Consider the following 16,028-nt stretch of genomic DNA (forward strand, 5'->3'; position numbering starts at 1 on the left):
CATCTTTGAGGACTCACATTATGACTTCACTTCCCATTGTAAAACCCCAGGAGATCAACCTCGATGGAGAACGGATACAGCAAGCGGGAAAACTACTAACAGAATGGACGGTTACAGGCATCATTCCCGGTGCTGCGATTGTGGTCGGACGGCATGGGAAAATTGTTGAACCACAGTTCTTTGGAAAACAGGGACCGGAAAATAACGCGGAGACCGTTCGACGAGACGGCATGTTCCTTCTTGCTTCAATTACCAAACCAATTGTCTACATGAGTGCATTGAAATTGGTGGAACGTGGTGAGCTGGTATTAACGGTCCCTGTCACGAATTACATTCCCGACTTCGCAGCCCACCATAAGGAGTCGATTCTGGTGCATCACCTGTTTACGCATACTTCAGGTATGCCTGATATGCTGGAAAACAACGTTGCCTTGCGTCAGTCACTGGCTCCCTTAGAGAAATTTATTCGTGGTGCCATCTATGACACAGTGCCTCTCTTCCAACCTGCAGGTACTGGGCTCAGTTATCAAAGTATGGGAACATTGATTGTTGCGGAAATTGTGCAACGCATCACCAAAAAAACGATTGCCCAACATGTGAGAGATGAAATCATCAATCCATTGGGTCTGCAAAGCACCTGGCTTGGACGTGGTGATTTTCCGCGCGAACGTCTTGTGCGTGTTGAAACACCAGAGTACCAGATTGGTTCCAAGTTTGGCTGGAACAGCAATTACTGGCAGGACCTCGGCGTCCCCTGGGGAGGCATGTTTAGTTCTCCTGAAGACATGGCCGTCCTCTGCCAATGTATGCTCAACTACGGAGAACAGAACGGCGTGCGACTACTTTCCCGATCGATGATGGAAATGGCAACGACGAACCGGCTCAATGATTACCCTGACCTGCCCGAACCGATTCGTCGCTCTCAACCATGGGGACTGGGATGGCGATTGAATCACCCTGGCCAGAGTGGCAGTTGGGGAAATCTTCTTGACCGAAGTGTCTTTGGTCATACTGGAGCCACAGGTACCATGGTCTGGATGGACCGCCGTCGTGATGGCTTTGCAGTAATTTTAACGACCGGGATTCGGTCGAAAGCACCTTGGCGATTGGTCAGTCTGTCAAATATCATTGCTTCTGCCTTTAAATAGAGGGGCAAGCACACCCTCGCTACTCAAGTATGAGTTTTAAAGAGACAAGAAATGAAAACGTTCTCAAAATATTTCCTTGCCCTGTTTATGGTCGGTGCAGGAGTCATGCATTTTGTGAATCCGGATTTCTTTCTGAAAATCATGCCTCCCTATTTACCTTGGCATCTTGAGTTGGTTTACCTGAGCGGATTCTTTGAAATCGGGCTGGGTATCTCTCTCTGTATTCCACGAATCTCAATATGGGCTGCCTGGGGGATTATCGCGTTACTGATCGCGGTTTTTCCCGCTAATATTCATCTCTATTTACATCAGGAAATCATGCCCGCGCCTCCCTGGTTACATTTGATACGGCTTCCCTTACAAAGTCTTTTCATTCTCTGGGCGTATTGGCACACTAGACCCACTCTGGAACAAATACCATCAACCAACGTTTGATGAGCAGAAATCACTACAAAAAATTGTTGATCACATAAGAATTTCACACGGAAGCTGTTCAATAATTCTCAGGTTATGTTACAGTCTGTACGATAATAGATGAGGTAGAATCTCAGACTGCCGGTATGAAAGCATTCTGCATTTCATATCGACTTAGGTAAGATAGTTCATTTGGGTTCTATCAATATGATTTTGTTTTGTATTCATCTAAGATTTTTTCTGAATAGAAATTGATCAATTCACATCGATTAATCACACTATGTACTGCACTCAGTAACGAATCAGACTGCTCCGTCAATACAAAGTAGACACCTTTGAAGACCAAGCTCCAGGCATTGATTATGAACTCTGTGATTCCTGTTCTTGACCCCGCGTCTCCACAGGCAGAGGCAATTAACGACTTATTTCTTCAAGTGCTACTGATTAGTGCGATCATCTTTGCGATTGTGGCAGGCCTGATCTTGATCGCTATCTCACGTGGTCGAAGAAAACAAACATTGCCTGAACAGGATTTCGGTAGCGAAAAAACAGAAATTGCCTGGATGGTTGGCCCCGTGATTATTGTGATTTGGCTAGTCGCGATCAGTGCGAATCTGGTGATCACTCTCAATGCGATTCCTAAGGCTGATCCTGACGGTAAAACGGATATTAGTGAAATCGATTTGATTGTGACCGGCCATCAATGGTGGTGGGAAGTTGAATATCCAAAATCAGGTGTGATCTCAGCGAATGAAATTTATATCCCTGTCGGTAAAAAGCTACGCGTTCAGATTTCCTCTGATGATGTGATTCATTGCTTTTGGGTGGCTCAGCTTGGCCGAAAGATCGATGCCATTCCGGGGCGCGAAAACTACATTTGGCTGGAAGCCGATGCACCCGGCTCGTATCAGGGACGCTGTTCCGAATATTGTGGTGCTCAGCATGCCTGGATGAACTTCAAGGTTTATGCAGTATCTAATGAGGAATATGAGCAATGGCTGGCGAGTGAAAACAAAGCAGTCGCTCAACCAAAATTACTCTCTCCATTGGCCTCTGCTGATGAACAGTTAGCATTTGCTGGTAAACAGTTCTTTTTCCAGGCGACCTGTCAACAATGCCATACGATTGAGGGCACACCAGCCAAAGCCAGGATTGGTCCTGATTTGACGCATTTTGCCAGTCGCAAAGAAATTGGTGCAGGTGTGATCGAGAATTCATCGGAAAATCTGGCGCTGTGGTTAAAAGATCCTCAAGCACTCAAACCAGGATGTAAAATGCCCAACTTTAAGTTAAATGAAGAGCATCTCAAACAACTCGTAGCCTACCTGGAGACACTCGAGTGACGACAGGATCGATCAAACAATCAGAACTTGCCAGTATCGAACCTCCAGTCACTTCGACCGTCATGCTCGACTGGGTGAGTACACTCGATCATAAACGCATCGGTATTATGTATATTCTGACCGCCGTCTTTTATCTGGCTGTGGCGGGATTTGAAGCATTGTTAATGCGAGCGCAATTGGCATTCCCCAATAACACCTTACTTTCGCCGGAAATGTTCAACCAGTTATTTACCATGCATGGCACAACCATGGTCTTTTTGGTGGGTATGCCGGTCTTAACCGGATTTGCCAATTACTTTGTTCCATTGATGATCGGCGCCCGTGACGTTGCGTTTCCCCGCCTGAACGCCTTCGGATTCTGGATGCTATTTTTTGGGGCTCTGCTGATACACTATAGTTTCTTGACAGGCTCAGCCCCCAATGCCGGCTGGTTCAGCTATGTTCCTCTTTCCACCAAAGCCTATAGTTCATTGCAGGGTGTTGACTATTGGATCATTGGCTTACTAATCATGGGAGTGGGCTCCGTTTCCGGAGCGATTAATATCTTCGCCACGATTATCTGCATGCGTGCACCAGGTATGAGTTTGCAGCGGGTTCCGCTATTCGTCTGGATGATGTTAATGCAGGTCATTTTGATCATCCTGGCATTACCAGCATTAAACTCGGCATTGGCAATGCTGTTAATTGACCGCTGGCTTGGTTCGGCATTTTTCGATCCCACACGCGGCGGGTCTGCGGTTCTCTGGCAACACTATTTCTGGATCTTTGGCCACCCAGAAGTTTATATCTTAATCCTGCCCGGTTTTGGAATGATTTCCGAAGTCATCCCTGTATTCTCCCGTAAGCCTATCTATGGTTACACTTTTGTAGCGGGTTCTTCAGTGGCAATCGTGCTACTCGGCTATGGCGTCTGGGCACATCATATGTTTGCCGTTGGTCTGGGTATGTATGCCGATATCTTTTTTGCCATCGGTTCCCTACTGATTGCCATTCCCACAGGCATCAAAGTCTTTAACTGGACGGCCACACTCTGGGGCGGAGAAATCCAATTCAATACGGCATTACACTTTGCAGTTGGCTTTCTGCTGCAGTTTGTCATCGGCGGCTTAACGGGGATTATGTTCGCAGCCGTCCCGATCGACTGGCAATTGACTGACACGTATTTTGTGGTTGCCCATTTTCATTATGTATTGATTGGTGGACTTGTCTTCTCTTTGTTCTCAGCCGCCTATTACTGGTTTCCTAAGATGACCGGCCGCATGCTCAACGAACGATTGGGAATCCTGCAATTCTGGTTGTGGGTCCTCGGCTTTAATATGACATTTATGGTCCAGCATTTTCTGGGAATGATGGGCATGCCCCGACGGGTTTATACTTACGCTGACAATCCCGGCTGGGCACTCTTAAATGGAATTGCTTCAATCGGTGCTATCTTTATGGCTGTCGGCACACTGGTATTTCTTTGGAATATCTGGATCAGTTTACGCAAAGGCAAAATTGCCGGTGATAATCCATGGGATGCGTTCACACTGGAATGGGCGACGACTTCCCCACCACCACCTGAAAACTTTAGCTCGCTTCCAGAAATCAAAAGCCGTCGTCCCGTTTGGGATATGAACCACCCCGAATACGCAGATTGGAAGTCCGCACAGACACCACCCGACAAAGGCAAGCGACTTAATTTACCTAAACTTGCGGCATGGTCATTTATTGCTTCTGAAGCCGTCTTCTTCCTGTTATTACTGATAGCTTTTGTTGTGTTTAACACACGCAATCGCGGAGGCATGGTTACCGCTTCCGTATTAGATGTGGAACGAACTGGTATTTTTAGCCTGTTCTTGATCTCTAGCAGCGTGACCTTCTGGCTCGCAGAACGATTTTTAAAAGCTGGCAAGAAATCGATGTTTACCTTCTCGCTAGGAGTGACGATCCTGTTTGGAACCATCTTCCTGGCAGGACAGGTTTGGGAATATACCGGTTTGTTAACTAGTAATGTAACAATTAATACCGATCTCTTTACAGCAACATTTTTTACGATCACCGGATTCCATGGAATTCATGTCACCGCTGGAGTCCTTGCATTGATCGTGATGCTCGTTATGGGAGTCAAAGGGAATCTGACTCCCAAAAAATCACATGTGTTCGGCGCAGTAGGCGTCTATTGGCACTTTGTAGATGTTGTCTGGCTGTTTGTTTTTGGAATTATTTATCTGGGACTTCTGCAATGAGTTCGTATTTCGATCTGACAAGCGGATTATGGAAATGGAGTTCACCAGTCTGGCTACTGGTTTTGTCTCTGATAGGACTCTATGTTCTAATTCAACGTGGCGCATTAGGTAAACGCAGCCTCTATTTCATTTTCGCAATGTTCACTTTGGCGATGGCGTATGTCTCACCCATTGGCGTTTTGTCTGATGGTTACCTCTTTAGCGCCCATGTCATTCAGCATCTGTTACTACTACTGATCGTACCGCTCTTCCTCCTGTTGAGTCTTTCCAGATCTGCCACAGAATCACTCTTTAGCCACCCCTTCATGAACCGACTGGGTTATGTGTTGGCAGTCCCTTTTCTAGGCTGGCTCAGCGGCTTAGGTGTCATGTGGTTTTGGCATGTACCTTCGTTTTGTAATGCTTCAACAGAGAATTATGCGCTGGGAGTTTTTCGCGATGCCACATTTTTGCTCGCAGGTCTCGTATTCTGGTGGCCCATATTTTCGCCTTTGAAACGCTATCACCTTCCTTCGCCACTTGCCATGATTTACCTGTTCTCAGCCTGCCTCGGATGCACACTGTTAGGGATCTATATTACATTCACCGTCATTTCGATCTGCCCGGCATTTGCCAACCCTGTTGATCGATTAGGAATTATGCATCTGCTTTATGACCAGGGAATGACCCCCGCACTTGATCAACGATTAGGCGGACTTTTAATGTGGGTCCCCCCCTGCTCACTTTATGTCTGTGCCATTATGGTCGTACTCAAAAGGTGGTATTCTGAAATGGAACGACTTACACCACAAACAGCTGGGACAACCAACTCGCTCCGGGAGGCACGCTCATGAATCAAGAAGAGTTACAAGAATCTCCCGAGCAGGAAAATTTAGAACAGGAATTAACAGAGCAGGAAATCGAACCAACGTATGCTCCAGCCGCGCTCGCCATGGGCATTACATTCATGCTTTGGGGAATTTTAACACATTGGAGTATGTCCTTGATCGGAGCGGCTGTAATCGTCGGTGCAATCTGGTCCTGGATGAATGAGATTCGTAATTCATGGAGTGAAACGCCTTGAATAATCAACCACCACAGCAATCTGACAAACCGTGTTGCCAGCATCCGCGTAGAACATTTCTGACGCGGCTTTCGATCGGATTGTCAGCGGTGATCGGCCTCGTCATTACCTTGCCCGTGATTGGATATGTACTCGCCCCCATTTTTAAAAAACCAAAAGAGAAATGGCGAGCCGTTGGCAAACTTGAAGATTTCAAGGTCGGCGGATTTGTGCTGGTCCAATACGAAGACCCGTCGCCTGTCGCCTGGGCGGGAGTTACTGCCACGGCAGGTGCCTGGCTTCGACGCGTGAGTGAAACAGAGTTTATCGCTTTTTCAATTAATTGCCGCCATCTGGGATGTCCCGTCAGATGGGTGGATGACCCTAAACTGTTCATGTGCCCCTGTCATGGCGGCGTTTATTATGAAGATGGAACTGTAGCAGCAGGACCACCTCCTGAACCTCTTCAGAAAATTACTGTTCGTGTCCGTAATGGCCAAGTCGAAGTACAAACAATACCAACTCCGCTGACCTTAACGACGCTCACATGAAACCACTTTTGATGAAAAGCGAGTATCCGGCTGAATGAGCAACAACTCTCTCAAGCGAACTTGGAACTGGATCGACAATCGAATTGGTTTTACCGATTACATTGTTCCTCTGATGGTACATCTCGTGCCAGACAACGCGCGCTGGTGGTATATTTTCGGAAGTGCCACTCTTTGCGCATTTATCGTGCAGGTGGTCACTGGAATCGGCCTGGCGATGGCGTATGTTCCCGGTGGTGAAGACACTTATGAAAGTTTGAAATACATTACCGATATTGCTCCTCTGGGGAGTCTCGTGCGCGGCATGCATTATTACGGCGCCTCGGCAATGGTCATGCTGGCTGTGATCCACATGGTTCAAGTATTCATGCACGCCACCTATAAATATCCACGCGAAATGAACTGGATGAGTGGCGTTGTACTGCTATTCGTAGTACTCGGAATGGCATTTACCGGCCAACTATTGCGCTGGGATGCGAATGGGGTCTGGTCAGTCACCGTTGCTGCAGAAATGGCGGGCCGCACCCCCTATATAGGCCCTACGCTTGCGCATTTCATGCTCGGCGGCGAAACAGTCGGCGGTTCTACGATTACGCGTTTCTTTGCGATGCATGTCTTCATCATGCCTGCCATTATTATTGCCGGCATTGGTTTGCATATGTTGCTGATCATGCGACATGGCATTTCAGAAATGCCTGACGTTAACGAGCCAATTGACCCTGACACTTATAAAGAAGCCTATGAAGAGCGAATCCAAAAAACGGGAGTTCCCTTCTGGCCGGTCGCGATGTGGCGCGACGTGCTTTTTTCGACGCTCATCGTCGGCGTCATCATGGCCTGTTCTATTTTTCTGGGACCTCCCGCGCTAGATCCTCCGCCTAACCCCAGTAGTATCAACGCGAATCCCCTGCCGGACTGGTACTTCTTGTGGTATTTCGCAGTGCTCTCGCTACTCCCTCCTCAACTTGAGACTTGGGTGATTCTGGGAGTTCCCGTTGTCGGTTTCATCGTCTTATTCTTTTTGCCGCTGATCTCAAATAAAGGACACCGCGCTCCTTCGAAACGTCCCTGGGCGGGGGGCGCTGTCATTTTCATCTCGATGGCATTCATTGTGCTTACGATTTATGGATATAAAAAACCGTGGTCGCCCGATTTTGATGTAAAAGAACTACCCGCTTCTGTCGTCGGTACCGATAAGGGACCTCTCGCAGAAGGGGCCAAGCTGATGCATATCAAAGGTTGTCTGTATTGCCATGACATTGGTGGATATGGAGGCCATCGTGGACCGGAATTGACAGAGATTGGAAAACTTCTGACTCGTGATGACATTATCATTCGCATCAATAATGGTGGCCATAATATGCCTGCGTTTGCAAGTTCCATGTCGTCTGTTGAGCTAAACCTGATTGTTGATTTTCTGTTAACACGCGGTGTCACTCCGGAAGAGGACGTACCCAAAAACCCAACTCAGTAAATCACTTGATCTGTTCGTCATTCAATCTATTTCTTATCACTTTTGTCATTGTCCCTGATTGGTGTATTCAATGAGATATTTGGTTTACATTCTGACGATCATCTTAACAGTTTTAAGCCTGATTCTGGGCCTCGCAGTAGATCATGATTTTTTCTGGTCGTTACTCATGCTGATTCCCTTAGCCTTACTTGGCACCTGGGACCTGGTCCAAACACGTCATAGCATCACACGCAACTATCCGATCATTGCACATCTGCGTTTTCTCTTTGAAATGATCCGCCCCGAAATTCACCAGTACTTTGTCGAAAGCAACATCGACGGCCGCCCTTTTAATAACGATGAGCGATCGCTCATCTACGAACGCGCGAAAAACATTGACGGGTTGAAACCGTTTGGGACAGAGTTGGATATCTATGGTGATGAGTACGAATGGCTCAATCATTCCATGGCACCGCGTCCTAAATCGAAAGAGTTATTCCGTACCACAGTCGGCGGTCCTGAATGCAAACAACCCTACTCCTGTTCTATTCTCAATATTTCAGCCATGAGTTTTGGAGCACTCAGTCCGAATGCGTTATTGGCTTTGAATGCAGGAGCAAAAAGGGGCGGATTCTACCACTGCACAGGTGAAGGTGGAGTGAGTCCCTATCATCTAAAGAATGGTGGCGATCTTGTCTGGCAAATCGGTACAGGCTATTTTGGTTGTCGAAATAACGATGGAACGTTCAATCCCGACTTATTCCAAGAACAGGCCAGCCACGATGCTGTGAAAATGATCGAAATTAAACTCTCACAAGGCGCAAAACCAGGACATGGCGGCGTGTTGCCAGCGGCAAAGATCACAGCGGAAATCGCTTCCACACGAAAAATTCTGATGGGACAAGATTGTGTTTCTCCTCCCGGCCACAATACGTTCAGCAACCCCATTGGATTGTGCGAATATGTCGCACAACTTCGTGACTTATCGGGAGGTAAACCAGTTGGTTTCAAACTGTGTATTGGACACCCTGGTGAATTTCTCAGCGTTTGTAAAGCAATGCTCCAGACGGGGATTTTGCCTGACTTCATTACCGTCGATGGTGGTGAAGGCGGTACGGGTGCAGCTCCCTTAGAGTTCTCTGACAATATGGGAATGCCTTTACGAGGCGGTTTAATGTTTGTGCATAACGCGCTCGTAGGTTGCAATCTACGAGATAAAATCAAAATCGCCGCTTCTGGAAAAGTCAGCTCTGCATTCACACTCGCTCGCACTTTGGCTATCGGCGCTGATTGGTGTAACGCCGCACGAGGCTTCATGATGGCGGTCGGTTGTATTCAAGCTCAGAAATGTCATACGAATACGTGTCCTGTCGGTGTTGCCACTCAAGACCCAGGACGTCAGAAGGCATTGAACGTCGAAGATAAAAGTACACGCACGTTTAACTTTCATCATAATACAATGGAAGCATTCGCCGATGTCATCGCGGCCGCAGGTCTCGATCATCCCAGTGAACTACGCCCCTGGCATGTCTACTTGAGAACGGGGCGCACTAAAATGGCCTCTTATCACGAAGCCTTTGATTTTCTAAAACCGGGCGAACTCCTCGAAGAGTGTCCCTATCCGGTTTACAAAAAAGTCTGGGATTTATCTTCCGCTGATTCATTTCAAATTCAACATCATTAATCTGAACACTTTATATGTACGCGAACAGATAAAGTAAAGTCTGAGTTTTTTGCCTCCATTCATATCAATGTCTCAATATTGATATAGTTACAGGCTCCCTTCGTTGATGTGCACAGAATGTTACTCTAATCAGAATCTAAAGCGCTAACAGTACGCTCTCTCATGGAAACGAGTACATTTTAAACTCGTAAGATTTTGATCACCTCTTTCTATCAGCTCAACGTCTTGTATCGTACTGGCACCAGTTGTATCAGAACTTACATTCAGTCATTGACAACTAAACTCAATTTAACTTCACAAGTGACAACTTGAGAACTCTGACATTTTGAGGCAAGCGTACTTCACATAACATTCCGATTCTGATGAGCACAAACTCTAACTTACGTTTACGATAATCATAGCATCAGTTTCGCAAAAAAGGTGATTCACTTAGATTACTCTCAGGTTTTATAAATGCTTTTTATTATTAATTATTTCATAATATTTCATCTTTTAAAGCAGGCGATTTTTACATGAATGTTGACAATCAACTTGAAAAGCTCAAGGTGCTTTTGGTGAAAGCGAAAACAGAACGTGCCAAAAGAGTCATTGCTCAGTTGAATGAAATCAGCAATAGTAAAAATGATAGAGTAACACACGTCACATCGACAGATGAAGCATGTGATTGTCTGAAAAAAGATAACTACTCGGTTGTATTTCTTGATCTGAGTTTACCTAATAATTCTGCTCTCGATTTGATTTCAGTGATTCAAAAAACATCCCCCGCCATCCCAATCATTGTCTTATCGACATGGGAGAATGAAGCTCTCTGTTACACAGCCATTCAAAAAGGAGCACAAGATTATCTAATTAAAGGCGAGATCTCCAAGCCACTACTTTCTCGTGCAATTTTTCACTCTCTCGAACGCAAGCGGCAAATACAGTCTCTTGCACTTCAAATCGACAATTTACAGGCATTTGCCAGGGCTGCTTCACATGATTTAAAAGCTCCTTTGGGAAACATCAAGATGATCAGTGAAATTGTGATTGACGAAGCAGGAAACCAGATGGAATCTTCTGTACGGGAAATGCTCCATAGTTTGCCTTCAATCGCCGGTCGTCTTAAAAAACTGATCGATGATTTACTTGAATTTTCTATGCTGGGGCATAAAAGTTTGCACCGAGAACAAATTTCTCTCGACAAAGTCTTGAATTCTGTATGCCAGCTTCTGGAATTGCAGATTCGAGATCAAAATGCAACCATAGATATTGACCACTTGGATAACGTTTATGCTGACTCAGATTTGATGGCGACCGTCTTTCAGAATCTCATTGGTAACGCATGCAAATATGTAAAAGATCATGCACCTGTCATACGCATTAGCACAAAAAATGAAGACCAGTTTGTTGTTGTCATGGTCGAAGACAATGGAATTGGAATTCCTGAAAAAGAACAGCAAAGAATTTTTAATCCCTTAGTACGTGCTGTCAACACTTGTGACTATGAGGGAACAGGATTGGGACTGGCGATGGTCAAAAAAATCATTGAAGCACATCAGGGAAAAGTCTGGGTTGAATCTTCTGGCAATAAGGGTTCTACTTTTTTCTTCACACTCCCCAAACCGATACCTCAAACTAATCATAAGCTCCAGGGACAATTTGAAATGAACCATACCCGACTTTTAGACTAATTTGAAAATTGTATTTAATCCAGAACATCACCCAGTTCCTGCCTCAAGCGATGAAGGACTCGCGATTTGGCAACACGCACGGTCCCAGGGCGCATTGACAGATCCTCACCGACTTCCCTGGGAGTCTTCCCTTCCACAACAACTTGCCAAAATGCTTCCCAAGTCTGTTTGGCAAAATCCTCGCGGATCAGTTCGAGCGAATGAAGAAATAAACTGTCGTGGATCTCATTGCCATCACTTTGATCGTCGTCCCATTCGACATCAGGAAATTGTGAAAGTGTTTTGTAGGCTTCGGTACCACCGATCGCTCCTGGTTGGCGACCGGTTTTACGAAAGTGATCATAGGCTTTGTTACGTGTAATCGTCCGCATCCAACCACGAAACGTATCCCCGGGACGATCCTTATGGAACTGATTAATGTTCTTGGCAAGTGACTGAAATACATCCTGAAAAATATCGACGATATCCTGTTCTGGTACATTGAGCCGCCGGCACCAATAAAATACCAAAGGTGCGTATAACTCGACCAGACTATCCCAAGCCTTCGAGTCATTTTCTTTCAGCCTGCACAACAGACTTCGAGATGTTGAGACAGAACCAACTCGCACACTATTTTTTTGTGAGTCATCGGTTCGAGTCATATCGTTTTCTACTTTAATGCTGAGTATTCTAAAAGTTGAGTATCACAATCGAAAAGAACGGCTGCGACGTGATTTGGCACTCACGACACAAACTCCGATCACCAACAGAACAACTGCAATACAGGTCATCAAGATGAACGCTCCGCGAAGGCCAGTTCTCGTAGCTTCGATGTCACGGTCGAGTCGACGTCCAATTTTGAAAACACCACCGACCTCACCAACATGCCAATCCTTCTTGGGGCTTTTACTCTTGGCGTCGTTATGGCAGTTGAGACAGCTTTTTTCCATCAGACGAGGCTTGGCAAATAATAACCAACGATGTCCGTCGATCTCACGAAATTCGTAATACTCTTTAAATTGCTGCGCAGAACCATTCCGATTTTCTTCCAACCAATCCAATGCTTTGCGTTCAAATTCGTCTTGAGGGCCACCGTCTTTTCTGTTCGGCCATGGGTAGCGACTATAAATACGGGCGCTCAAATTTTCATCAGTGTGGCTGATGCGCTCTCCCATGTCGATGGCAAACGTTGCTGGTAGCGGTAATATGCCATCTTGAGGTGTATAATGTGGTGAAATTCGCACATCAACTTTATTTCGATTTAACCCATCAATCAACTCACTGTAAAATCTCCAGGTCTCGTCCAACATAGCCGCTTCCATCCGCGCACCTTCGAGAGCCGTTTGCCTCACAAAATACTCGGACAAGCTCGATAGATAGACAATTCCCACTCCCGATCCTATAGCGACTGCCAAGAACAGGCTGACTGCAAAAGGATACCGACGACACCAGCGCCATAATCGTTCGCCGTATCCTTCCGGACGCGCGAGAATTGGTTCCTTAGCAAGGAAACGATGCAAATCATCGGCAAATTCACGAGAACTCTGATACCTTCGCGCAGGAGCTTTCGCCATCGCTTTCATGCAGATTGTTTCTAAATCATGGGGAATTTGGTCATTCAGTTGTCTTGGAAAACGTGGTTCATCTTCGAGTACCTGCAGCAGGAGCATCCGTCGATTTCCCTGAAAAGGCCGTTCGCCCGTGAGTATTTCGTAGAGGATGACCCCAAGACTATAAATGTCGCTGTGAACGTTTACCTCATGCGATTCACCTCGCGCTTGTTCGGGAGACATATACGCAGGCGTCCCCATGACACGGCCTTCGGAAGTCATCGTGTCGCCGTTATCGCGCTTCGCTAGTCCAAAGTCTGCAATGTGGGGGTGACCTTCGGCATCAATCAAGATATTTGATGGTTTCATATCTCGATGGATCACGTGATGTTCGTGTGCATAGGCCAACGCATCTGCGATCTCAGCGACTAACTCAGCAGCACGATTATGGTCGATATTACCAGCCTGTATCTGGCTTTCTAGGGTTTCACCTTCAATGTATTCAGTAACGAGATAACAGACATCTTCTTCAGTGTGGCCCGTGTCGTAGATTGCGACGATCGCTGGATGTTTGAGCTGAGCCGCACTGCGAGCCTCGCGGAAGAAGCGTTCGATTTCTTCATCGTCGGCAAAAATCCCAGCACGTTGTACTTTTAAAGCGACAATTCGGTCTAGCTCAACATCCCTGGCTCGAAAAACATAACCGAATGAACCAACTCCCAGCTCAGCTTCCAGTTCGAATCGTCCCAATCGGCATGGTCCTTCGGCCAGTTTGCGAGCCAGTCGATGTCCTGAATCGAGTAAAACATCAGAACATTCGCCATCTTCATACTGGTAACCAACACTCCTGGCCACTTCAACCAGTTTTTGTGGAACATTAAGTGTTTGATCCTCAGCTCGATCCGCATTGAGGAATTTTAGCTCAGTCACAAGACCGTCGGCATATTCATCTAAATTCTGAAGTGAAGAATCACAATGTTGGCAATCAGTGACATGGGCTGCAATCTTTTCCAACTTTGCTTCAGGAAGATCACCGACAGCAAAGGCTTTCAGTTCATCAGCTCTCGGACAAATCGAAGACGCCATGAATTAACTCCTTATGTCCTATCTTACCGAACTCGTTTGTAGTACTCCAAATGATAATAACGCACAAGCGTTACATTCGCGAAGCAATTTGTCGTAAGCAATTTCTAATGAAAGACTTAGCATATTACAGTTCATAAGCAGAGGTCCCCTCCTACATAACTCATAAAGGAACGATGTAACGCGTCTGCGTTATCTTATATAGCAGGAAATCTGTAGACTTCGACTCTGTTTTCGGCAATAGGAAAATTGGATCCGTGCTTATCATTTTCGATCCATCACATTAGTAGGAGAAACAAAATGAACTCGAACAGCCGCCGCGAATTTCTGGCAGACATCGGACGAGGTATGTTGATCGGAAGCGTAGGGTCATCACTCGCGCTTGATCTCGGACTTTCTCCTGCTTTCGCTGATGATGACTCTAAGAAGCTTACTTTTGGGAACATGGAACCCCTGGTCGCAGCCTTGCAGGAAACACCGCTCAATAAACTGCAAACAATGCTGGTCAAAAAATTAAATTCTGGTACCGATTTGCAGACTTTAATATCGGCTGCCGCTCTTGCAAATACGCGATCATTTGGCGGCCAGGATTATACAGGATTTCATACGTTTATGGCGCTTGCACCTGCCTACCAGATGGCCCAACAACTGCCTACGGAACTCAAGCCACTTCCCGTATTGAAAGTACTCTATCGAAACACCTCACGGATTCAGGAAACGGGGCACCACAAAAATGAAGTCCTCCATCCTGTGAAGGCAACAACTCTGCCGAAAGGGAGTGCCGGTGGACCACTGTTGCAGGCAGCAACTCGTAGTGCTGATTACGACAAAGCCGAAGGTATATTCGCCGCACAGGCGCAAGGGCCCATTGGTGAAGCCTTCAACCATTTACAGTTCGCGATTCAGGATGAACTCAACGTTCATCGTGTTGTTTTGTCCTGGCGCGCGTGGGCAATGCTCGATATGGTCGGCCAAGAACACGCACACAGCCTCCTTCGTCAATCGGTCAGGTTCTGTGTGAAAGCGGAACAAGGTATTGTCAACTCGAAGCGTCAACCATCAAAAATTCGGACCGTGCTTCCCATGCTTCTTGACCAATACCGTTTGCTCAGTAAACCAATTGGGAAGCGAAAAGCAGATGATGCCTGGGTAGAATCGCTCGCTCAAACGATCTACCATGGCAGCTCAGAACAAGCCGCCGACGCTGCTGCTGCGGCCCTGGCAGAAGGTTTTGATCCTGAAGCAATCGGAGAGGCAATCTCCCTCGCCTCGAATGCTCTGGTCCTGCACGACCAGGGTCGCACGAAGGCACGCCCCGATAAACCGATTGGCAGCGTACATGGGGATTCTGTTGGCGTACATGCTTCCGATTCGGCCAACGCCTGGCGGAATATTGCCCGTGTAAGCAACAAGCGGAATATGCTCGCTAGCTTAATTGTTGGGGCTTATCATACAGCCACTGGCAGATACAAAAGCAAACTGAATGCGGTATCTTATCCGCTCGATGAACAGATTGAGCAGATTACGTCAAAGAATCCAGCAACACTGATTCAAGAAGTAGAAGCCGCCATTCGCGATAAGGACCAGTTCCGTGCTGCAGCTGTGGTTCATCGTTATGGAGAACTTGGACATAGCGCGCGTCCGGTATTCGATCTTTTGCTGCGATACGCCACCAGCGAAGATGGTGCCTTGCACGCCGAAAAGTATTACAGCACGGTGAATGAGGAATTCCGTAATACGCGAGCAGCGTTCCGTTGGCGCCAACTCGTAGGCCTTGCTCGTGTCACTGCCAGCGAATATGGTAAACCATCTCCTGGTTATGCAGAAGCCTGTGGATTGTTGAACGTCAATTCTTAATCGCAAGTCTCGTACAAATCTGAAAAAGA

Annotated in this window: 13 protein-coding genes; 11 read left to right on the forward strand and 2 right to left on the reverse strand. The window is 46.6% G+C overall.

Features of this window, described 5'->3' with window-relative positions:
• The first annotated feature begins 20 nt into the window (after positions 1-20).
• From V144x_RS20360 to V144x_RS20405, 10 genes are all read left to right on the forward strand, one after another.
• Complete coding sequence (locus tag V144x_RS20360) at positions 21-1,148, forward strand: serine hydrolase domain-containing protein (protein ID WP_144987597.1); 1,128 nt, start codon at positions 21-23, stop codon at positions 1,146-1,148.
• A gap of 51 nt (positions 1,149-1,199) precedes the next feature.
• Positions 1,200-1,583, forward strand: coding sequence for a DoxX family protein (locus tag V144x_RS20365; protein ID WP_144987598.1), 384 nt, complete (start codon positions 1,200-1,202; stop codon positions 1,581-1,583).
• Between the two features lie 341 nt (positions 1,584-1,924).
• Complete coding sequence (gene coxB / locus V144x_RS20370; RefSeq protein WP_144987600.1) at positions 1,925-2,905, forward strand: cytochrome c oxidase subunit II; 981 nt, start codon at positions 1,925-1,927, stop codon at positions 2,903-2,905.
• The gene (gene ctaD / locus V144x_RS20375; protein ID WP_144987602.1) at positions 2,902-5,133 is read left to right on the forward strand and encodes a cytochrome c oxidase subunit I; all 2,232 of its coding nucleotides are present in this window, start codon (positions 2,902-2,904) and stop codon (positions 5,131-5,133) included. Before coxB ends, ctaD begins: the two co-directional genes overlap by 4 nt.
• Positions 5,130-5,966: a cytochrome c oxidase assembly protein gene (locus V144x_RS20380; protein ID WP_144987604.1), complete on the forward strand. Its 837-nt coding sequence runs from the start codon at positions 5,130-5,132 to the stop codon at positions 5,964-5,966. Before ctaD ends, V144x_RS20380 begins: the two co-directional genes overlap by 4 nt.
• Complete coding sequence (locus V144x_RS20385; protein ID WP_144987606.1) at positions 5,963-6,196, forward strand: hypothetical protein; 234 nt, start codon at positions 5,963-5,965, stop codon at positions 6,194-6,196. The genes V144x_RS20380 and V144x_RS20385 overlap by 4 nt, the downstream gene beginning before the upstream one ends.
• Positions 6,193-6,726 (forward strand): QcrA and Rieske domain-containing protein, encoded by a 534-nt coding sequence (locus V144x_RS20390; protein WP_144987608.1) that lies wholly within the window; start codon positions 6,193-6,195, stop codon positions 6,724-6,726. Before V144x_RS20385 ends, V144x_RS20390 begins: the two co-directional genes overlap by 4 nt.
• Positions 6,727-6,760: 34 nt before the next feature.
• The gene (locus tag V144x_RS20395) at positions 6,761-8,197 is read left to right on the forward strand and encodes a cytochrome b N-terminal domain-containing protein (RefSeq protein ID WP_144987610.1); all 1,437 of its coding nucleotides are present in this window, start codon (positions 6,761-6,763) and stop codon (positions 8,195-8,197) included.
• Between the two features lie 70 nt (positions 8,198-8,267).
• Entirely contained in the window at positions 8,268-9,860 is a 1,593-nt protein-coding gene (locus tag V144x_RS20400; protein ID WP_144987612.1) for an FMN-binding glutamate synthase family protein, read from the forward strand.
• Between the two features lie 512 nt (positions 9,861-10,372).
• Complete coding sequence (locus V144x_RS20405; protein WP_144987614.1) at positions 10,373-11,530, forward strand: ATP-binding response regulator; 1,158 nt, start codon at positions 10,373-10,375, stop codon at positions 11,528-11,530.
• A gap of 14 nt (positions 11,531-11,544) precedes the next feature.
• Here V144x_RS20405 and V144x_RS20410 read toward each other — a convergent pair whose 3' ends face one another.
• Positions 11,545-12,171: an RNA polymerase sigma factor gene (locus V144x_RS20410; RefSeq protein WP_144987616.1), complete on the reverse strand. Its 627-nt coding sequence runs from the start codon at positions 12,169-12,171 to the stop codon at positions 11,545-11,547.
• A 42-nt stretch (positions 12,172-12,213) separates the two neighbouring features.
• Complete coding sequence (locus V144x_RS20415) at positions 12,214-14,145, reverse strand: protein kinase domain-containing protein (protein WP_144987618.1); 1,932 nt, start codon at positions 14,143-14,145, stop codon at positions 12,214-12,216.
• 297 nt (positions 14,146-14,442) lie between these two features.
• On the opposite strand from V144x_RS20415, the gene V144x_RS20420 reads away from it, so the two are divergent.
• Complete coding sequence (locus V144x_RS20420; protein ID WP_144987620.1) at positions 14,443-15,999, forward strand: hypothetical protein; 1,557 nt, start codon at positions 14,443-14,445, stop codon at positions 15,997-15,999.
• The last annotated feature ends 29 nt before the right edge of the window (positions 16,000-16,028 follow it).

Origin of the sequence: Gimesia aquarii (assembly GCF_007748195.1) — a bacterium.
In the GTDB taxonomy this organism is placed as follows: Bacteria; Planctomycetota; Planctomycetia; order Planctomycetales; family Planctomycetaceae; genus Gimesia; species Gimesia aquarii.